Consider the following 19,362-nt stretch of genomic DNA (forward strand, 5'->3'; position numbering starts at 1 on the left):
GGCCGTTGGTTCTGGGCATAAGCTGCCTTCGGGGAATGATCCAGCGCGGAGCAAAGGGCGAAGCCCGCCGCGCCATAGGTCTGGCCGTCCCGCGGCCTGCCGATTTGGCTGATGGCATGCCATGCCTTTGAACGCAGGAGTATGCAGCCTGCATAAACTGCATTCTAATAATGCCGGATCGGCAGACCCCGGCCCACCGCTGGCACGGGCTTTGTCCATGGCCTGAATGTCAGCAAAAAGACCAAACCCAACCAACGCTTGCGTTAAATCCCGTCACCGCCCCCGCGACCGGATAAGCCCCACAATCTCGCGGGTCTGGTCCAGAATGGGTTCGGCAATCGCATGCGCGCGTTCGGCCCCGTCGCCAAGAATGCGGTCAATTTCTGCCACGTCCTGCATCAGGCGGGCCATTTCGGCGCTGATCGGCGACAGCTTTGCCACCGCCAGATCGGCCAACGCGGGTTTGAACGCACCAAACCCCTGCCCGCCATACTGCGCCAGAACCTGCGCGGGTGTCATATCGGCAAGCGCTGCGTAGATATTCACCAGATTGCGCGCCTCTGCCCGCCCGTCCAGCCCGTCCAGCTGCTCTGGCAGCGGCTCGGGGTCGGTGCGGGCCTTGCGGAATTTAGAGGCAATCGCATCCGCATCATCGGTCAGGTTGATGCGCGACTGGTCGGACGGGTCGGATTTCGACATTTTCCTGGTGCCGTCACGCAGGGACATGACACGGGTTGCCGCCCCTTCGATCACGGGTTCCACGATGGGAAAGAAATCCACGCCATAATCATGGTTGAACTTGATGGCGATGTCGCGTGTCAGTTCCAGATGCTGTTTCTGATCTTCGCCCACAGGAACATGCGTTGCATGATAGGCCATGATATCCGCGGCCATCAGGCTGGGATAGGCGAACAGGCCCACGCTGGCTTCTTCGGCATGTTTGCCGGCCTTGTCCTTGAACTGCGTCATGCGCCGCAACCAGCCCATGCGCGCCACACAGTTGAAAATCCACGCCAGTTCGGCATGCGCAGGCACCTGACTTTGGTTGAACAGAATGGACCGCGCAGGGTCGACACCCGATGCAATGAACCCCGCCGCCAGTTCGCGCGTGGCGCGGCGCAACGTGGCAGGGTCTTGCCAGACAGTGATCGCGTGCAGATCGACCATGCAATAGACCGTCTCGATCCCTTCATCCTGCGCAACGGCAAAGCGCTTGAGCGCGCCCAGATAATTGCCCAGTGTCAACCCGCCAGACGGCTGGATGCCGGAAAATATCCGCTTCGGGAAAACCTTGGCCGGGACGTCGGACATGTGATGGCTCCATACTGGAAAAGATGCTGTGCTTGGATTAGCCTTCGCCTTGGCGAAGGTCAACCAAGGCCCTGAACATCAAGGCGCTTAACATGAATACACCCCCTGCCCCGATCCTGTCGCCATTGCCATGGGGCGTGTGGCTGCTGGTGCTGGCCATCGCAGCGGTGGAACTGGTGCTTTGGGCCGGTGCGCACGGGTTGGTGAATGCCGCAGGCGCGGCAGACTGGCGCGCGCAGGCGCTGGCATGGGCGGGCGTCACCCCCGCGCTACAGGACTGGATGATCGACAGCGCGCAGGCACCCGTGCGCCACCTGTCGCGCTATGTCGCGTTCGGGTTTGTGCATATGGGGCCGGTTCAGGCGCTGCTGGTGGTGGTGATCATCGCGGCATTGGGGAAATACTGCGCCGAAAGGCTGGGGTCTGCGCGCATGTTGCTGATACTGGCGCTGGCACAGGCGGCAGGCGGTGCGGGGTTCGGCATGGCAGGCGATGCGGGCGCATGGCTGGTGGGCGGCTATCCGATGATATTTGCGCTGGCGGGCATCTACGCAGCCCTTGTGCGCGACACGGCCCCTGACAGGCGCGCGCTGATGGTGGCGCTGGCCTTGCCGCTGGTTTTGCTGGTGGCGCGCCTGTTGCTGGCCGCCATCATGGGCGGTATGGACTGGATCGCGGATGTGGTGGCTTGCGCTGCGGGGTTCGCCCTGACACGCGCGCTGCGCCCCGGCCTACTGATCCGGTTGCGCAGGCGCTGATCCGCGCGAGCGGCGCAAGGACGCGCGCAATTCCGACAGGTTGAACGCGCCGACCATCTGCCCGAACGCGAAATACGCGGCACTTCCCCCCAGCACCATGGCCAGAAGCGCCAGATAGCGCATACCGGACACTTCCAGCCATGGGGACAGCGCCAGATGCAACCCGTGCAGCACCACGCCCATCAGCGCCGCAGCCAGCACAATACGCCACATCCGCGTTATCATCTGTGCATCAAGCTGCGCCGCACGCCCCATGTCGCGTGACCCGCGCCACAATTGCCAGACCATCACCCATGCGGCCAGACTGGTTGCCAATGCGGCGGCCACAAAGCCGATGAATGGCATCAACCCGATGGCCACAAGCGCATTCACCACCATCGACACCACGGCATAACGAAACGGGCGCCGTGTGTCATGGCGGGCGTAATACAGGGGCTGCAACACCTTGTGCAGCACGAATGCCGGTAAACCCAGCGCATAGACCCCCAGCGCCAGCGCCGTGGACTGCGTGTCGACCACGGTCCATGCGCCGCGCCCGAACAGCACCGCCACAATCGGTGTTGCAATCACCACCAGCGCCACAGCTGATGGCAGGGTCAGAAACAGCGAGAATTCCAACCCGCGGTTGAAACTGTGCTGCCCTGCGCCTTCATCGCCCGCGCGCAGACGGCGCGACAGTTCGGGCAGCAACACCACCCCCACTGCAATGCCCACAACCCCAAGCGGCAGTTGATACAAGCGGTCGGCATAAGACAGCCACGATACGGCATTATCGGTAAAGCTGGCCACCTGCCGCCCTACGATCAGGTTTATCTGCACCACGCCCCCTGCCAGCACGGCGGGCGCTGCAATAATGGCAAGGCGCTTCAATTCAGGCGTCAGGCGCGGCATACGGAACCGCATCTGGAACCCCGCGCGGCGCACGGCCACCCAAAGGGCAATCAGTTGCGCCACGCCCGCCACAGGCACCGCCCATGACAGCGCCAACCCCATAGGCCAGCCCGCGCGATCAGCCAGCAGCATCGCACCCACGAACACGATGTTCAACAGCACCGGTGCCGCTGCCGCCGCCGTAAACCGCCCGACCGCGTTCAGCATGCCCGACAGCAGCGCCACCAGCGAGATGAAGAAAATATAAGGAAATGCCACGCGCCCGAACAAAACCGCCATATCAAAACGGTCATCCTGCGCGAACCCCGCCGCCATAGCCCAGACCAGAAACGGCATGGCAATGACCGCCAGTGTCGAAAATATCAACAACAGCGCGGCCATGCCCCAGAACGCATCTCGCGCGAAGCCTTCGGCATCGTCGCCCGCTTCGTGTTTCTTGGCGAACATCGGAACAAAAGCGAAATTGAACGCCCCTTCGGCAAAAAAACGGCGGAACATGTTGGGCAGCGAAAACGCCACAAAAAACGCATCCGTCACCGGCCCTGCACCCAGATAGGCGGCCATCATAACATCGCGCGCGAAACCGAACACACGGCTTAGCAATGTCCATAAACCAACTGTCAGGAAGCCCGCCACCAATCGAATACGCGCCATCAGTTCTGCTTTCCTGTGCCGCGGGGTTGCCACGGCATGCCCATATATCCCCGCCCTGCGCGCAATTCGGCCAGCATGGCAGCCAGTCGTCTGGCCCGTGTTTCAGGCCGTTTTGCACCATTGATCCAGATCAGCCAGTCATTGCGCTGATAAGGTGGCCGCGCTGCATAAGCATCACAAAGCCCGCCCGATTGCAACGCATCTGCAACATCTTGCGGCATCGCTTCGCGTGGCCGTGCCATTACCCCGCCGCCCGTTCCGCACCCGCCGCGATTGCCGCGCGCAAGCGGCGTTCCAGCGCTTCCTGACGGGATTTCGTGTGCAACTTCAGTCCGAACATATCCTTGACATAGAATGTATCGACAACCTGCACCCCGAATGTGGCAATCACGGCGCTTGCAATGGTGATATTGGCATCCGCCAGGGTGCGTGTCAGGTCATGCAGCAGGCCGGGACGGTCGCGCGTGTCCACTTCGATGATGGTGTAGATTTCCGACCCCTCATTGTCGAAACTGATATGCGTGGGCACCCGAAAGGCGCGGTCGCGTTTCTTGACCTTGTCACGGCCGGCCAGTTCGCGCGCGGCCACCACTTCGCCTGCGAAAGTGCGTTCGATCATCTTGCGCAGGCGCGGCAGACGCTCGGCCTCATAGGGGTGCCCTTCGGCATCCTGTATCCAGAAGGCCGCTGTCGCATAACCGTCCTTGGTGGTATAGGTGCGCGCATCCACGATATTCGCGCCCACCAGCGCCAGCGCGCCTGCGAAACGCGCGAAAATACCGGGATGGTCAGACAACACGAAACAGGCGCGCGTGGCATCGCGTTCGGGTTCGGGATGCAGATCAATGCTGATGGAATCGGTCTTGATGTCACGCAGCAGGCGCGCGAACACCATATGTGTGGCGGTGGGCAGCCCCTGCCAGTAAGGGTCGTAATGGCGCCCCACCTCGTGGCGCAACTCGGCGCGGGGCCAGTCGTCCAGTGCTGCGCGCAAGGCACGCTTGGCCTCGTCCGAGCGGTTCTCGCGGTTCAACTCTTCCAGCCCGTTTTCCAGCGCATTCGCTGTTTCGCGGTAAAGCTGGCGCAGCAACATGGCCTTCCAGTTGTTCCACGTCCCCGGCCCGACACCGCGAATATCGCAGACGGTCAGCACGGTCAGCAGATCCAGCCGCTCGCGGGTTTTCACCAGTTTGGCAAAATCGCGCACAGTGCGCGGGTCGGAAATATCGCGTTTCTGGGCCGTATCCGCCATCAGCAAATGATAGCGCACCAGCCATTCCACTGTTTCGCATTCCGACTTCTTCAGGCCCAGACGCGGGGCCACCTTGCGGGCAATCTGCGCGCCAAGGACCGAATGATCCTCTGGCCGGCCCTTGCCGATATCATGCAGCAGCAAGCCAACGTAGATGACCTTGCGGTTCACCCCTTCTTGCAGGATACGAGAGGCCACGGGCAGTTCCTCGACCAGCTCGCCGCGCTCAATCTGCGCCAGCGTGCTGATGACCTGAATCGTATGCTCGTCAACCGTGTAGTGATGATACACATTGAACTGCATCATTGCCACAATAGCCTCGAACTCTGGCAAGAATGCCCCAAGGACGCCCAGTTCGTTCATGCGGCGCAAGGCGCGTTCGGGGTTGCCGTGTTTCAGCATGAGACGCATGAAAATTTTCTGCGCCTCGGCGTTGTCGCGGGTCTCGGCGTCGATAAGGTCCAGATTTGCGGCCAGCAACCGCATGGCGTTGGGGTGCAGAAGATGCCCGGTCACCAGCGCCTCTTCAAATATACGCAGCAGGTTCAGCGGATCAGCCAGAAAGCTTGCGGGATCCTCGACATCCAGCCGATTTTGCACCACACGCAGTCCATACCGCATTTTTTTGCGCCGGTTCAGAAAGTTCCGCAAAATGGGTTCACGCTTGACGTGGCGCGCTTCAAGTTCGGTCAGGAAAATGCGTGTCAATTCGCCCACGCGGGTCGCATGGCGGAAATATTCCTGCATAAAATGCTCGACCCCGCGCCGCCCGCCGTGATCTTCATATCCCATCAACCCTGCAACACCCACTTGCAGATCGAAGGTCAGTTGTTCAACCGGACGCGCAGACAGGTGATGCATGTGGCACCGGACCGTCCACAAGAAGGTTTCGGCGGCACGAAAGGATTCGTATTCTTCCGGACGGAAGAACCCCAGCGCAACAAGCTCCTGCGCCTGATCCACTTCGTGGATGTATTTGGCAATCCAGTACAGGGTCTGCAAATCGCGCAAGCCGCCCTTGCCTTCCTTGACATTGGGTTCCAGCATGTAGCGCATATTGCCGATCTTGGCGTGCCGGTCTGCACGCTCGGCCAGTTTGGCCTCGATGAAATCAGCATGGGTGCGGGAAAACAATTCCGACCACAGACGCGTGCGCAGGGTCTGCGCAAGGCTTTCATTGCCGAACAGAAACCGGTGTTCCAGAAGCGCCGTGCGAATGGTCACATCATCCTTGCCCAGCCGCAGGCATTCATCAACGGTACGGCTGGCATGGCCAACTTTCAACCGCAGATCCCACAAGATATACAGCGTGGATTCGATCACCTGCTCGACCCAGCCTGTCACCTTCCACGGCACCAGAAACAGCAGGTCGATATCGGAATGCGGGGCCATTTCGGCGCGGCCATACCCGCCAACGGCCAGAACCGCGATTCGCTCCCCCTCGGACGGGTTGGGATTGGGGTGCAGGCGTTCCTGAACAAGGCGCAGAACCAGCCCCATGATCTGGTCCGTCAGCCATGAATTCACCGACACGAAATCGCGCGCATCGCGGGGGTGCTGCTCGAACATGCGCTGTAGCTCCAGGGCACTGTCGCGCAGGGCAGGTCTGATCTGTGCGACAATGACAGACCGGCAGGCGCGCTGGTCCGATCCGTCATGTTCCCGCAGCGCCGCATCAATTCGCGCCGTCAGCGCATCCATATCCAGGATCTTGCCGGTCGGAAAAATGCGCGCCCCTTCCCGCGTCAGGACGGGCAAACCTGCTGAACGGTCCAATATCTGCTGTCCTTCGGTGCTGTGTGCCCTACTCAGAATCCACCCCCGACAAAACTGCGCGGTGCCGGGCTGATGATCACTGTGCGTTCGTCACGCACCTCGCCAATGGCAAGACCACGTTCATTCATGCCGTCCGGGCGCAGGCGGAACACACCGCTGACCCCGACAAACCCCTGCCCCTGTGTCAGACGCGACGCGCTGAGTGCATCTGCACCACCCTGCCGCAAAAGCGCGCCGACCGCCGCAATACCGTCGTAACCAAGGCTGGCTACCGGATGCGGTGCATCGCCATAGGCGTTCGCGTAGCGCGCGTCAAAACGGCTGGTCAATCCGGGATCAGGAAGTGCGAACCACCCACCCTCAAGGCTGCGCAATTCCCGCAGCGCGCTAGCCGGAATATCCCAACGAGTCAGCCCCATATACTGAAACTGCTGCGGCGACAGCCCGTTTTGCGACAGCAATTCCGAAAGGATCGGCAACGCCCCTCCGGACCCCGCCGTCAGCAAAACCGTCTGCGCCCCCGATGAGCGCGCCGAGGATGCAATGCGCGGCAACGCATCCACAACGCCCTGTTGTGAATAGGCATAGGACTGTGTCGCCACCAGACTGGCACCCGTACGCGCAGCTGCCGCGCGGACCGCCGCTTCGGCAACCTGCCCGGATTCGTTCTGCTCCGCTATCAGCATGACACGGCCTTTGCCCTGTTCGGCTGCATAAGCCATCAACCGTGTGGAGGTATTCTCGAACGTGGGGCCAAGCAGGAAGACATTGCCCCCGGCCGCCGCCGGGTTGTTCGAGAAACTTAGCACATTGACGCCAGAGGACGCGACAGTGCGCCCCACAGCGGTGGCCGATTCGGCATATAGCGGGCCGACGATAATACCTGCACCGTCATTGACCGCCTGCGCCGCGACCTGTGCCGCACGTTCCGCATTCCCGCCGGTCTGATACACGCGCAGGTCAATCTGCACACCCTGAAGATCAGCAACTGCAAGACGGGCTGCATTTTCAAGGCTTTGCGCCAGAACCTGCCGACCCGGATCATTCGATCCCCCCGGCACCAGCAGCGCAACGGTAACCGGGCCGCTTGTGTCCACTGACGACCCGCCCCCGGCCATCGGCCCCACCGGCATGTCGCAGCCGACCAGCACCAAGGCGGCCGCCGCCGCCAGAAAACCGCGCCTTGGGCCAGACCAGCCAAAATTTCCCGAAATAAGGTTCCGCATCCTAACGCCACTCCCCGCTTGCATCGACTTTGCTTGCGCCACACACTAAGCAAGTGCGACTGTGAAGTAAACGACCCCCGGCACACAGCCGCTTATGCCGTCCAAGGATGAAATACCCGTTAATGTCCCGCACTGACAATGAACCCGACGACACTGATACCCCGCCGCAGATGCACCGCGCAACCGCGCATGACACGCGTGGCGCACGGCCCGTGCCCCCCGGCCTGCACCTGATCGCAACCCCCATCGGGGCCGCGCGCGACATAACCCTGCATGCGCTGGATTTGCTGGCAGGCGCGGATATTCTGGTGGCAGAAGATACAAGATCGCTTCGCAAGCTTATGGAAATTCACGGGATTTCGTCAAAACACCGCCCTGTCTGGGCCTATCATGACCATAATGGTGCAGCGATGCGCCCGCGCATTATCAGCGCATTGGAAGATGGCAAATCACTTGTTTACGCATCCGAGGCCGGAACCCCGCTGGTGGCGGACCCGGGCTTTCAGCTTGCGCGCACTGTCGTCGAGCAAGGCTTCGCCCTGCACAGCGCCCCCGGCCCCTCAGCGGTGCTGAGTGCGCTGACACTGGCCGGTCTGCCAAGTGACAGGTTCTGTTTCATGGGGTTTGCACCCGCGCAGGCCGGTGCGCGCAAACAGGTCCTGACAGAAGCGGCGGCAATTCCTGCAACCCTTATTTTCTATGAATCCCCAAAACGTATTCACCGCTTCTTAACCGAATTATGCGATATCATGGGTTCGGACCGTAAGGCGGCCCTGTGCCGGGAAATGACCAAAAAGCATCAGGAAGTGCTTCGTATGACCTTGGGCGACATGACTTCAGAACTGGCTGACCGGACCCTGAAGGGCGAAATTGCGCTGGTGGTTGATCGTGGGGTAACGGCCACGGCCAATGCCGATGATCTGGACCGCGCATTGACGCAGGCCCTTGCGCAGATGACCCTGAAGGAAGCAGTGGCGCATGTCACCGCCGAATTGGGGTTACCGCGCCGGTCCGTCTATCAGGCGGCGCTGGCAAAGGGAAAACCGCAATGACACCGCAGAAACGCAATTATCACGCGGGTCTTGCCGCCGAAGACTGCGTGATGCGCGACTATCTGGATGAAGGGTATCATCTGCGGGCGCGCCGCTGGCGTGGCCAACGGGGGGAATTGGACCTTGTTTTGTCGCGCGGTGCGGAAATCGTGTTTGTCGAAGTCAAGAAAAGCCGTTGCTTTGACACTGCCGCCGCGCGGATCGGGGCGGCACAAATTGCGCGGCTGTTCACGACTGCCGCGCAATATCTGGGCACATGTCCGCAGGGCGCGCTGACGCCATCGCGTTTCGATGTGGCACTGGTCAATGCACAGGGTCAGGTGGCGCGGCTGGAAAACGCCTTATGCGCCTGACAGCGAAGGCACGCTGAGCTGTGCTTGCATCATGCCGCGCCTTACGCCATCTATGGGCGCAAAGGGCTGGTTTGCCCGGGTTGTAACAGGGGGATAGCGTGGCACATCAACTACGCGTGGCATTTCAGATGGACCCGATAGAGGCCGTGGATATCGCGGCAGACAGCACATTCCGCATCGCGCTGGAAGCGCAGGCGCGCGGACATGAGTTGTTTTGCTATACGCCGGACAAACTTGTGTTCCGCGAAGGTCGTGTTCAGGCGCTGGCCCATCCGGTCACCTTGCAGGCGGTCAAGGGCGCGCATGTCACCAAGGGCGCGGCACAGATGCTGGATCTGGCGCAGATCGATGTTGTCTGGCTGCGCCAGGACCCGCCGTTTGACATGGGCTATATCACGACCACCCATCTGCTGGACATGATTCACCCGTCCACATTGGTGGTCAATGATCCGTTCTGGGTCAGAAACTACCCTGAAAAACTGCTGGTGCTGCAATTCCCCGATCTGACACCGCCCACGATGATTGCCCGTGATCTGGCAACCATCCGTGACTTCAAGGCGACCCATGGCGATGTGATTCTGAAACCACTTTATGGCAATGGCGGCGCGGGTGTTTTCCGGCTGGACCCCAATGATCGCAATCTGGCATCCCTGCATGAATTGTTCACCGGCATCAGCCGCGAGCCGCTGATCGTGCAGAAATACCTGCCTGCGGTGGCAAAAGGCGACAAACGGATCATTCTGGTCGACGGGGCGCCCATCGGGGCCATCAACCGTGTGCCTGCGGATGGGGAAACGCGCTCGAACATGCATGTGGGCGGGCGCCCCGAAAAAGTTGCCCTGACCGCGCGCGACCACGAAATCTGTGCCGCCATCGGCCCGCTACTGCGTGACAAGGGTCAGATATTCGTGGGCATTGACGTGATCGGCGATTACCTGACCGAAATCAACCTGACCTCGCCCACCGGCCTACAAGAACTGGAACGCTTTGACGGCACGAACGGCGCGGAACTGATCTGGCAAGCCATCGAGGGCAAGCGCGCCACATGAGTTGGCAACTCAAGGCGTTGCGCGTGTTTTTGCGTCAGGCAGCGCGCCGGTCGCTTGCGCGACAGCCCGACAGCGTGGCGGCGCGGCGCTGGTTTGAACGTGGCGCATGGCTGAATGCGCGCGGGCGGCCATGGGTCGGGTTCACGCATGATCAATTGGGACAGGTGCCCGCGCTTTGGACTGCGCAGCCTGCGGACAGCGCCCCGATCTTGCTGTATTTTCATGGCGGCGGCTATGTCATGGGCAACCCGCGCACACATGCTGCGCTGGCGGGTTATCTGACCCGCAGGACGGGGTATGACACCTGCCTGCCCGATTACCGGCTTGCCCCCGAGCATCCGTTTCCCGCAGCATTCGACGATGCGCTGGCTGCGTGGCAGGCCTTGGTCGCGCGCGGCTATGACCCGGCGCAAATTGCCTTGGGCGGCGATTCGGCAGGCGGGGGGCTGGCGCTGGCGCTGCTGGCGCATCTGTGTGCGACGGGTGCCCCGCGCCCGGCATGTGTCTTTGTTTTCTCGCCCTTCACCGACCTGACATTGTCGGGCGGGACAATCCGCAGCAATGCGGCAAGCGAAATCCTGCTGCCAGTCCAGCGGTTGCAGCAATTGCGCGACCGTGTTTTACAAGGTGCGGATGCGACCGACCCGCGCATCTCGCCATTGTTTAGCACGTTCAACGGTGCACCGCCGGTCCTGTTGCAGGTCGCACGCAGTGAAATCCTGCTGGACGATTCCCGCAGGATGGCCGCGCATCTGCGCGAATTCGGCACGGATGTGACCCTTCAGGAATGGGGCAACCTGCCCCATGTCTGGCAGTATTTTCACGGCTGGCTGCCCGAAGCGCGCAAGGCGCTGGGCGATTGCGCGGGGTTCATCCGCCAACACCTTCCGGAACGCCCATCAGACGGTAACTGATCGCCTCGGCCATGTGGGGGGCGCGCACGGTGTCTGCCCCTTCAAGGTCTGCAATGGTGCGCGCAACCCGCAACAGCCGGTGATAGGCCCGCGCCGTCAGTCCGAAACGGTCCGCCGCGCGCATCAAAAGCGCGCGCCCTTCGGCATCGGGGCGCGCGATATCTTCCAGCAGCGCCCCTTCGACATCGGCATTGACGCGCATCCCCGCATGCCCGGCAAAACGCGCCGCCTGCCGCGCCCGCGCCTGCGCCACGCGCGCAGCCACACTGGCCGAACTGTCGCCTGATGGCGGCAGATCAAGGTCAGAGTAGGCGACAGGCGGCACTTCCACACGCAGATCAAACCGGTCCATCAAAGGTCCTGAAATGCGGCCCATATAGTCATCGCCGCACACTGGCGCGCGCGCGCAGGCGCGGGACGGTTCGGTCATATAGCCGCATTTGCAGGGATTGGCGGCCGCGACCAGCAGAAAACGGCACGGGTAGCGGATATGCGCATTGGCGCGCGCCACCACCACTTCGCCGGTTTCAATGGGCTGGCGCAGCGTTTCCAGAACCATGCGCGGAAATTCCGGCAATTCATCCAGAAACAGCACCCCGTTATGGGCCAGTGATATCTCGCCCGGTTTGGCCCCTTTGCCGCCCCCGACAATCGCCGCGACGGACGCCGTGTGATGGGGTTCACGGAACGGGCGCGTGCGCGAAATTCCACCCTGTTCCAAAAGCCCTGAAATGGAATGGATCATCGAGGTTTCCAACGCTTCGCCTGCGCCCAGTTCGGGCAGGATGCCCGGCAGTCGGGCGGCCAGCATGGATTTGCCCGACCCCGGTGTGCCCACCATCAGCATATGATGTCGCCCCGCCGCAGCAATTTCCAACGCACGTTTGGCGCGTTCCTGCCCCTTCACATCCATAAGGTCGCGCAGCCCGTGATTGCGCACCACCTCGCCGGGGGTGGCGGGTGTCAGGGGCGCCTGCCCCGAATAATGGCGAATGACTTGCGCGAGGGTCGAGGGCGCGAAAACGCGGGTCGCATCAACCCATGCGGCTTCTGGTCCGCAGGATGCGGGGCAAAACAGCGTATACCCCCCTTCTGCGGCCGCCATGGCGGCGGGCAACGCGCCCAGCACCGCAACCAATGTGCCATCCAGTGACAATTCCCCCAACGCGACCGTGCCGGCCACATCCTCTGGCGGAATAATCTCCAGCGCGGCCAGCAACGCCATGGCGATGGGCAGGTCGAAATGTGACCCTTCCTTCGGCAAGTCGGCAGGGGACAGGTTGATGGTGATCCGCTTGGATGGCAGGGCAACAGACATTGCAGACAGCGCCGCGCGCACCCTTTCGCGCGCTTCCGACACGGCCTTGTCGGGCAGGCCCACAATCTGGAAGGATGGCAGGCCCGGTGATACCGCGCATTGCACTTCGACAAGGCGGGCTTCAATCCCTTCAAACGCAACTGTCAATGCCCGTGCGACCATGGATACACCCGTTTTCCCCCGCAATCAGGGTTAACGCGGATGTGTTTAATATTGGTTAATTTTCCCTGATGACGCGTTCGTGAACCCGGAAATGAACCAGATGCAACTTTGCTGCGTAAGATAACCATAGATCAGAACCTAACAGGGGGTAGACATGGCGCTGGACTATTCAGATGATCGCACGATGTCCCGTAAGGCCATGAAGGCCGAACTTCTGGACGCTGAAACCGAATTGCGGCTTGCATATGCATGGCGTGACCACCGCGACGAAGCAGCCCTGCACAGGCTGATCACTGCCTATATGCGACTGGCCATTTCCATGGCGTCACGTTTCCGGCGCTATGGTGCCCCCATGAATGACCTGATTCAGGAAGCGGGGCTTGGCCTGATGAAGGCGGCTGATAAATTCGACCCGGACCGCGGGGTGCGCTTTTCAACCTATGCTGTGTGGTGGATCAAGGCCAGCATTCAGGATTATGTGATGCGTAACTGGTCCATGGTGCGCACGGGGTCCACGTCCAGCCAGAAATCGCTGTTTTTCAACCTGCGCCGCGTGCAGGCCAAATTCGAACGCGAAGCCATGGCGCGCGGCGAGCGGCTGGACCCCCACCAGTTGCGTGAAATGATATCGCAGGAAGTCGGGGTTCCGTTGCACGATGTCGAAATGATGGAAGGGCGGCTTTCGGGGTCTGACTATTCGCTGAATGCCACCCAGTCCAGCGACGAGGACGGGCGCGAATGGATTGACGCGCTGGAAGATGACAGCGAGCAGGCCAGCGACGGTGTGGAACTTGCCCATGACACGGCGCAACTGCGCGAATGGTTGCTGAACGCCATGCAAACCCTAAGCGAGCGCGAGCGGTTCATCTTGCGGGAGCGTAAACTGCGCGCAGACCCGCGCACGCTGGAATCCCTGGGGCAGGAAATGGGCCTGTCCAAAGAGCGTATTCGCCAGCTTGAAGCCGCAGCCTTCAAGAAAATGCGTAAAGCCCTTGAAACCCAGTCGCGAGAAGTGCTTCACTTCCTTGCATGATAAAAACCATAATTGCATCTGCATGTCTGGCTGCGCCCGCGTTGGCGCAGCCGGATGTATTGCGTAACCTGCCCGAAGCTGACGTTATTTTTCTGGGCGAGGTGCATGACAACCCCGTCCATCATGAAAACCAGACCATCGCAACGCAGGCCATAGGGCCTGCCGCACTTGTGTTTGAAATGCTGACTGATGATCAGGCAGCGCGCATCCCACCCGACGCGGACCTTGATCAGGACGCCTTGCAGGCGCTGCTTGATTGGGACAATTCTGGCTGGCCGGATTTTGCGATGTATTATCCGCTGTTTACCGCAGCCCCGACTGCCGCGATTTTTGGTGCGGGGCTGCCACGCGATGCAGCACGCAATGCCATGGGGCAGCCGCTGACACAGGCGTTTTCCGGCGATGCCGCGCGCTTCGGGCTGGATATGCCCTTGGACAGCGTGCAACAACAGGCCCGCGAAGACCTGCAAGCACGCGCCCATTGCGATGCGCTGCCAGATGAGATGTTGCCCATGATGGTGGACATACAGCGTTTGCGCGATGCGATGCTGGCAGATGCCGCACTGAAGGCCTATCAGGACACTGGCGGCCCTGTCGTTGTGATTACCGGCACCGGCCATGCGCGAACAGATTGGGGCGCGCCTGCCCTGCTTGCGCAAGCCGCACCTGATCTGCGCATCCTGTCCATAGGCCAGTTTGAAAGCGAACCGGATGACCCTGCGCATGATCTGCATCTGGTCACAGAACCGCACCCGCGCCCTGACCCCTGCGATGCGTTTCGTTAGCGGGGGGCTTTTGCTTTCTGATACAACCGCGTAGGACTGACGATATTGCACCGATTTCGGACGCGGAGGCCAGAATGGTAGCGGGCAAACATATCACCCTGATTATCGGTGGCGGAATCGCGGCCTATAAATGTCTGGACCTGATCCGCAAGCTGCGCGCGGCGGGCGCACAGGTGACACCCGTTGTGACGCGCGCGGGCGCGGAATTCGTAACCCCCCTGTCGGTGGCCGCACTTGCGGGCGCGCGCGTCTATCAAGACCTGTTCGACCTGAAGGACGAATCTGAAATGGGGCATATCCAGTTGTCCCGCGCGGCGGATTTGCTGGTCGTGGCCCCTGCCACTGCCGATATGATGGCCAAAATGGCGGGCGGGCATGCCGATGATCTGGCGACAACGCTGCTGTTGGCAACAGACAAGCCCGTTTTGATTGCCCCTGCGATGAATCTGCGCATGTGGGAACATGCAGCAACGCGGCGCAATCTGGCACAGTTGCGTGCGGATGGCGTGGCGGTTGTGGGGTCAGAGTCTGGCGATATGGCGTGCGGTGAATACGGGCCGGGCCGGATGGCCGAACCTGCACAAATCCTGGATGCGATTGCCACAGCACTTGGCCCACGCCCGCTGACGGGCAAGCGTGTGCTGGTCACATCGGGGCCGACGCATGAACCGATTGATCCGGTGCGCTATATTGCAAACCGTTCCTCCGGGGCGCAAGGGACGGCCATCGCGGCGGCGCTGCGCGATCTGGGCGCGGATGTGGTGTTTGTGACCGGCCCTGCACCTGTTGCCCCCCCGTCAGGCGTTCAGGTTGTGGCGGTGGAAACTGCGCGCGACATGCTGCACGCTGTTGACGCTGCATTGCCTGTGGATGTTGCTGTCATGGCGGCGGCAGTGGCCGATTGGCGGGTTGAGAACAACTTCGCGCAGAAGATTAAGAAAACACCACAAGGCACGCCAGAACTTAGGTTTTCTGAAAACCCCGACATACTGAAGCAACTGTCATCACATGCGTCGCGACCTGAACTTGTGATCGGTTTTGCAGCAGAGACGGAAAATGTGGTGGCCAACGCCATGGCCAAGCGCACCCGCAAGGGCTGCGACTGGATCGTTGCCAATGATGTGTCGCCCGCAACAGGTATCATGGGCGGGTCTGAAAATGCGGTGCATCTTGTGACACAAACCGGGGTCGAGGACTGGCCCCGCCTGCCAAAGACCGAAGTTGCCCGCAAACTGGCGGCGCGCATTGCAAAGGCCCTGACATGAGCGTGACCATTAATTTCCAACGCCTGCCCGACAGCGACCCCATGATAGACCTGCCCGCCTATGCCACAAGTGGCGCGGCGGGCGCAGATATCCGCGCCAATTTCGTGCCGGATCTGCGCGCGACCGGCTTGCGGCTGGCCCCGATGGAACGCGCGCTTGTGCCAACGGGGCTGGCCTGCGCAATCCCGCAGGGGTTTGAAATGCAAATCCGCGCGCGCTCGGGTCTGGCGGTGAAACACGGGATTGCGCTGGTGAACGCGCCCGGCACCATCGACAGCGACTATCGCGGGCCAATCGGCGTGATCATGATAAATCTGGGGGCAAGCGCATTCACCATCGAGCATGGCATGCGCATTGCCCAGATTGTCATTGCCCCCGTTACACAAGCGCAGTTTGCCTTGACCGACCGGCTTGATGCCACAGATCGTGGTCAGGGCGGGTTCGGGTCAACGGGAACGGTCTGACCTGCCAGATAAGGGGCGTATATGGGACTGGTTCTGTTTCTGATGGCAGCGCTTTGGGGGCTGGGCTGGGCTATGAAAGCCCCTGTCCGCGCACGGCTTTGGATGATTGGCCTGATATATCTGGCTGTGGTGATCGCGCAACTTGTCCTTCCCGAAACCGCAGCGCTGCGTATGGCCACCGGTGGCACTGTGCAGCCATGGCTGGTTCTGGGGGCATTGGCCGCTTTGGGGCTGGGATATAGCGCGATACTCGGGCGGTTGCGCCGCCGCGTCAAGGACCGCACGCCCCCGCCCGCCCCCCAGACCGACACATTCCGAGAGGCCGAGCTGAACCGCTATGCCCGCCATATTGTGTTGCGCGAAATTGGTGGCACTGGCCAGAAAAAGCTGAAAGCGGCGCGCGTGCTGGTCGTGGGCGCGGGCGGGCTGGGGTCACCTGCGCTGCTGTATCTGGCCGCATCCGGTGTGGGCACAATCGGGGTGATTGACGATGACCTTGTCGACGGGTCCAACCTGCAACGTCAGGTTATCCACCGTGACGACATGATTGACACGCCCAAGGTTTTTTCGGCGCAGGCCGCGATGCTGGCCCTTAACCCGTTCATTGCGGTGCGCCCCTATCACCGGCGGCTGACGGATGATGTCGCGGCAACCCTGTTTGCAGACTATGATCTGATACTGGATGGCACCGACAATTTCGACACGCGCTATCTGGTCAACCGCGCGGCAGTGGCCACTGGCAAGCCGCTGATCTCGGCGGCGATTACGCAATGGGAAGGGCAGATAAGCCTGTATCATCCGGCATCTGGTGGCCCATGCTATGAATGCGTTTTTCCCAACCGGCCCGCAGCGGGCCTGGCCCCCGCCTGCGCGGAAGCAGGCGTCGTGTCCCCCCTGCCCGGAATTCTTGGAACGATGATGGCGCTGGAAGCGGTCAAGCACCTGACAGGTGCAGGCCAGACATTGCAAGGGCGCTTGCATATCCATGACGGGCTATATGCGGAAAGCCGGACACTGCGCATTGCGCGGCGCGCCGGGTGTGCGTGCTGCGGTGGTAATGATGATGGGGCCGGTGTGGCTATAGCTGGACCCGAACCCGCATAAACCCCTTCTTGTCAACACCGACCAGTTCGGGCGCGAAATCGCTGATGGTGTCAATATGTTCATAGGCGGCGGGGCCAGTGCGCAAAATGGCAGATTTGCCCGTGCGGAACTGCAACCGGAACGGCCCTTGGGGGTCAATCGACAGATGAGACTGGTTGCGAACATATTCGCGCAGAATATCGCGCGTGATTGCGGGATCTTCAAACACCAGATTATCCGCGCTCGCCCCTTCGAAACCACCGGCACCATATGCCCGGAAACTGTTGGTGCACAACACAAATTCCGCCTGCGGGTCCACGGGCCGGCCATTCCAGCGCAAATTGCAGACGCGCGAATTACGGGGGTTGATCACACTGCCATCCCCCTCGAATCGGGCGGGTTGGGTCAGGTCGAATTCGTATTCAAGGCCATATATGACTTCAAAATTATAGGACGGATGGGCCGGATTCAGCAGCATTTCATCATCCAGCCCGTCATGCAGCTGGTTGTAACAGGATGCGCTGCGTTCCAGCCAGCACGCGATTTGCGCGCCCGAAAGCTTCAGCGCAGCAATGCGGTTGGGATAGGTATAAAGATCGGACAATGACCGGACGGTCAACGCCCCTGCCCCAACATTGGTATAATTGCGCGGCCCCCCAAGCCCGCCCGCCTTGGATGGCGACACGGAGGACAGAACCGGCAGCGCATCATGCGGGCCGCCCGCGATACGTTTTGCCACAAAGGCGCGCTGCGCTTCGGCCACCAGCGCGGTTGACGCACTGTGGCCCAGAAACACAAAGAAGCTGTTGATCGGCGCCGAGGTTTGCCCGATGGGCTGGCGAATGCTTTCCAACACCATATCATGCGCGCGTGCAACGATCTTGCGCACTTTGGGGCTGCGCATTGGCTGGGTGCGCGCGCCCTGATCGGGGCGCGAAAAACTCATCGAGGCGTCGCGCAATGCACGGTTTTCAACCTTTGTTCCGATAACCCGCCAATTCCCGCCTTCGCGGACCATGCGCAGGTCGATCACCCCCAGATGCGACCCGAAAAAGCCGCTCATGACTGTGGGTTTGCCGCAGATCGTGCCTTTGTCGATATCGACGCCGGGAATATCGGCAAACACGCGCGACGGGAAAACCTGATGGCTATGACCTGTCAGCAGCAAATCAACACCGTCAATGCGCGCAAGCGGGATAACGGCGTTTTCCATGCCCTCCGTGTGGCGCAGCGGGCCAATCCCGGTATGAGCCAGCATGACAACCAGATCTGCACCCGCTTCACGCATTTCGGGCACCCATGCCGCGGCTGACGTGACCATGTCGCGCATCTGGATCCGGTTGTGCAGATGCAATCTTTCCCAAACGGTAATTTGTGGCGGCGCAACACCGATCACCCCGATGCAAATATCATGGGACAGTCCGGCGCGGTCCACCAGTTGCTGACGGATCAGCTTGTAGGGCCTGACAAGGCCACGGTCATCGCGCGGCCCACGGCCAAGGGTTGTCGCAATATTGGCTGACACCACGGGAAATTCCGCCTGCGCAAGGGACTTCATCAAGAAATCCAGCCCATAGTTGAATTCATGATTTCCAAGGGTAATGGCATCATAGCGCATGGCATTCATGGCCGCCATCACCGGGTGCAGATCGCCCTCTTTCAGGCCGCGATCATAGGCAAAGAAATCCCCCACAGGGGTCCCTTGCAGGAAATCGCCATTGTCAAACAACAGGCAGTTCGGCACCTCGGCGCGCGCCTGATCCACCAGTTCTGACAAGCGCACAAGCCCCAGATCGGGGTTGGGACAATCTGCGTAATAATCATATGGATGCAGGTGGACATGAAGATCCGTTGTTTCCATAATCCGCAGATCGACAGTGCTGCTCACCTCGTTCACTGGCGCGAATTGCCACCGTTCTTGCCCCATGCCACTCTTCTTTGCGTTACTTCCCATTCCAGTGCTGATTATCCTGTCATTTGGGAAACAATACGGACCCTTTTGTGATCATAATATGA

Annotated in this window: 17 protein-coding genes; 10 read left to right on the plus strand and 7 right to left on the minus strand. The window is 61.0% G+C overall.

Features of this window, described 5'->3' with window-relative positions; genetic code table 11:
- Positions 1-273 precede the first annotated feature (273 nt).
- Positions 274-1,311 carry a tryptophan--tRNA ligase gene (trpS, locus tag P8S53_RS10425; RefSeq protein ID WP_277803905.1) on the minus strand — a complete coding sequence of 346 codons (1,038 nt, stop codon included), beginning with the start codon at positions 1,309-1,311 and terminating at the stop codon, positions 274-276.
- Between the two features lie 92 nt (positions 1,312-1,403).
- Here trpS and P8S53_RS10430 point away from each other — a divergent pair, with 92 nt between their 5' ends.
- The gene (locus P8S53_RS10430; RefSeq protein WP_277803906.1) at positions 1,404-2,069 is read left to right on the plus strand and encodes a rhomboid family intramembrane serine protease; all 666 of its coding nucleotides are present in this window, start codon (positions 1,404-1,406) and stop codon (positions 2,067-2,069) included.
- Here the strand turns inward: P8S53_RS10430 and murJ are convergent.
- Genes murJ through P8S53_RS10450 form a run of 4 tightly spaced genes read right to left on the minus strand, consistent with a single transcriptional unit; the run spans position 2,043 to position 7,868 of the window.
- The gene (gene murJ / locus P8S53_RS10435; RefSeq protein ID WP_277803907.1) at positions 2,043-3,614 is read right to left on the minus strand and encodes a murein biosynthesis integral membrane protein MurJ; all 1,572 of its coding nucleotides are present in this window, start codon (positions 3,612-3,614) and stop codon (positions 2,043-2,045) included. The genes P8S53_RS10430 and murJ overlap by 27 nt on opposite strands.
- A complete protein-coding gene (locus P8S53_RS10440; RefSeq protein WP_277803908.1) occupies positions 3,614-3,856 on the minus strand; it encodes a YdeI/OmpD-associated family protein in 243 nt (80 codons plus the stop codon). Before P8S53_RS10440 ends, murJ begins: the two co-directional genes overlap by 1 nt.
- Positions 3,856-6,642 carry a [protein-PII] uridylyltransferase gene (locus tag P8S53_RS10445; protein WP_277803909.1) on the minus strand — a complete coding sequence of 929 codons (2,787 nt, stop codon included), beginning with the start codon at positions 6,640-6,642 and terminating at the stop codon, positions 3,856-3,858. The genes P8S53_RS10440 and P8S53_RS10445 overlap by 1 nt, the downstream gene beginning before the upstream one ends.
- Before the next feature lie 32 nt (positions 6,643-6,674).
- Positions 6,675-7,868, minus strand: coding sequence for a penicillin-binding protein activator (locus P8S53_RS10450; protein WP_277803910.1), 1,194 nt, complete (start codon positions 7,866-7,868; stop codon positions 6,675-6,677).
- A 170-nt stretch (positions 7,869-8,038) separates the two neighbouring features.
- Between P8S53_RS10450 and rsmI the strand changes: the two genes are divergently transcribed.
- The 4 genes from rsmI (at position 8,039) to P8S53_RS10470 (ending at position 11,236) form a co-directional block, all read left to right on the plus strand.
- Positions 8,039-8,920 carry a 16S rRNA (cytidine(1402)-2'-O)-methyltransferase gene (gene rsmI, locus P8S53_RS10455; RefSeq protein WP_306417913.1) on the plus strand — a complete coding sequence of 294 codons (882 nt, stop codon included), beginning with the start codon at positions 8,039-8,041 and terminating at the stop codon, positions 8,918-8,920.
- Positions 8,917-9,273 (plus strand): YraN family protein, encoded by a 357-nt coding sequence (locus P8S53_RS10460; protein WP_277803912.1) that lies wholly within the window; start codon positions 8,917-8,919, stop codon positions 9,271-9,273. The genes rsmI and P8S53_RS10460 overlap by 4 nt, the downstream gene beginning before the upstream one ends.
- 98 nt (positions 9,274-9,371) lie before the next feature.
- Positions 9,372-10,322 (plus strand): glutathione synthase, encoded by a 951-nt coding sequence (gene gshB, locus P8S53_RS10465; protein ID WP_277803913.1) that lies wholly within the window; start codon positions 9,372-9,374, stop codon positions 10,320-10,322.
- Complete coding sequence (locus P8S53_RS10470) at positions 10,319-11,236, plus strand: alpha/beta hydrolase (protein ID WP_277803914.1); 918 nt, start codon at positions 10,319-10,321, stop codon at positions 11,234-11,236. The genes gshB and P8S53_RS10470 overlap by 4 nt, the downstream gene beginning before the upstream one ends.
- Here the strand turns inward: P8S53_RS10470 and P8S53_RS10475 are convergent.
- Positions 11,193-12,716 (minus strand): YifB family Mg chelatase-like AAA ATPase, encoded by a 1,524-nt coding sequence (locus P8S53_RS10475; protein WP_277803915.1) that lies wholly within the window; start codon positions 12,714-12,716, stop codon positions 11,193-11,195. The two genes, P8S53_RS10470 and P8S53_RS10475, sit on opposite strands and share 44 nt — an antisense overlap.
- A 154-nt stretch (positions 12,717-12,870) precedes the next feature.
- Here P8S53_RS10475 and P8S53_RS10480 point away from each other — a divergent pair, with 154 nt between their 5' ends.
- The 5 genes from P8S53_RS10480 (at position 12,871) to P8S53_RS10500 (ending at position 17,367) form a co-directional block, all read left to right on the plus strand.
- Positions 12,871-13,749, plus strand: coding sequence for an RNA polymerase factor sigma-32 (locus P8S53_RS10480; protein WP_277803916.1), 879 nt, complete (start codon positions 12,871-12,873; stop codon positions 13,747-13,749).
- On the plus strand, positions 13,746-14,534 hold the full coding sequence (locus tag P8S53_RS10485) for a ChaN family lipoprotein (RefSeq protein ID WP_277803917.1): 789 nt from the start codon (positions 13,746-13,748) through the stop codon (positions 14,532-14,534). Before P8S53_RS10480 ends, P8S53_RS10485 begins: the two co-directional genes overlap by 4 nt.
- Before the next feature lie 74 nt (positions 14,535-14,608).
- A complete protein-coding gene (gene coaBC / locus P8S53_RS10490) occupies positions 14,609-15,799 on the plus strand; it encodes a bifunctional phosphopantothenoylcysteine decarboxylase/phosphopantothenate--cysteine ligase CoaBC (protein ID WP_277803918.1) in 1,191 nt (396 codons plus the stop codon).
- Positions 15,796-16,263, plus strand: coding sequence for a dUTP diphosphatase (dut, locus tag P8S53_RS10495; RefSeq protein WP_277803919.1), 468 nt, complete (start codon positions 15,796-15,798; stop codon positions 16,261-16,263). Before coaBC ends, dut begins: the two co-directional genes overlap by 4 nt.
- Before the next feature lie 21 nt (positions 16,264-16,284).
- Entirely contained in the window at positions 16,285-17,367 is a 1,083-nt protein-coding gene (locus tag P8S53_RS10500) for a HesA/MoeB/ThiF family protein (protein WP_277803920.1), read from the plus strand.
- Here P8S53_RS10500 and P8S53_RS10505 read toward each other — a convergent pair.
- Positions 17,342-19,273, minus strand: a complete 1,932-nt coding sequence (locus P8S53_RS10505; RefSeq protein ID WP_277803921.1) for a bifunctional 2',3'-cyclic-nucleotide 2'-phosphodiesterase/3'-nucleotidase — start codon at positions 19,271-19,273, stop codon at positions 17,342-17,344. The genes P8S53_RS10500 and P8S53_RS10505 overlap by 26 nt on opposite strands.
- Positions 19,274-19,362 lie beyond the last annotated feature (89 nt).

It is taken from the genome of Roseinatronobacter sp. S2 (genome assembly GCF_029581395.1).
In the GTDB taxonomy this organism is placed as follows: domain Bacteria; phylum Pseudomonadota; class Alphaproteobacteria; order Rhodobacterales; family Rhodobacteraceae; genus Roseinatronobacter.

Bases quoted from the DNA above. Each gene is read 5' to 3' on its own strand.
- trpS (WP_277803905.1), bottom strand. From the start codon at position 1,311: ATGTCCGACGTCCCGGCCAAGGTTTTCCCGAAGCGGATATTTTCCGGC.
- P8S53_RS10430 (WP_277803906.1), top strand. From the start codon at position 1,404: ATGAATACACCCCCTGCCCCGATCCTGTCGCCATTGCCATGGGGCGTG.
- murJ (WP_277803907.1), bottom strand. From the start codon at position 3,614: ATGGCGCGTATTCGATTGGTGGCGGGCTTCCTGACAGTTGGTTTATGG.
- P8S53_RS10440 (WP_277803908.1), bottom strand. From the start codon at position 3,856: ATGGCACGGCCACGCGAAGCGATGCCGCAAGATGTTGCAGATGCGTTG.
- P8S53_RS10450 (WP_277803910.1), bottom strand. From the start codon at position 7,868: ATGCGGAACCTTATTTCGGGAAATTTTGGCTGGTCTGGCCCAAGGCGC.
- rsmI (WP_306417913.1), top strand. From the start codon at position 8,039: ATGCACCGCGCAACCGCGCATGACACGCGTGGCGCACGGCCCGTGCCC.
- P8S53_RS10460 (WP_277803912.1), top strand. From the start codon at position 8,917: ATGACACCGCAGAAACGCAATTATCACGCGGGTCTTGCCGCCGAAGAC.
- P8S53_RS10470 (WP_277803914.1), top strand. From the start codon at position 10,319: ATGAGTTGGCAACTCAAGGCGTTGCGCGTGTTTTTGCGTCAGGCAGCG.
- P8S53_RS10475 (WP_277803915.1), bottom strand. From the start codon at position 12,716: ATGGTCGCACGGGCATTGACAGTTGCGTTTGAAGGGATTGAAGCCCGC.
- P8S53_RS10480 (WP_277803916.1), top strand. From the start codon at position 12,871: ATGGCGCTGGACTATTCAGATGATCGCACGATGTCCCGTAAGGCCATG.
- P8S53_RS10485 (WP_277803917.1), top strand. From the start codon at position 13,746: ATGATAAAAACCATAATTGCATCTGCATGTCTGGCTGCGCCCGCGTTG.
- coaBC (WP_277803918.1), top strand. From the start codon at position 14,609: ATGGTAGCGGGCAAACATATCACCCTGATTATCGGTGGCGGAATCGCG.
- dut (WP_277803919.1), top strand. From the start codon at position 15,796: ATGAGCGTGACCATTAATTTCCAACGCCTGCCCGACAGCGACCCCATG.
- P8S53_RS10500 (WP_277803920.1), top strand. From the start codon at position 16,285: ATGGGACTGGTTCTGTTTCTGATGGCAGCGCTTTGGGGGCTGGGCTGG.
- P8S53_RS10505 (WP_277803921.1), bottom strand. From the start codon at position 19,273: ATGGGGCAAGAACGGTGGCAATTCGCGCCAGTGAACGAGGTGAGCAGC.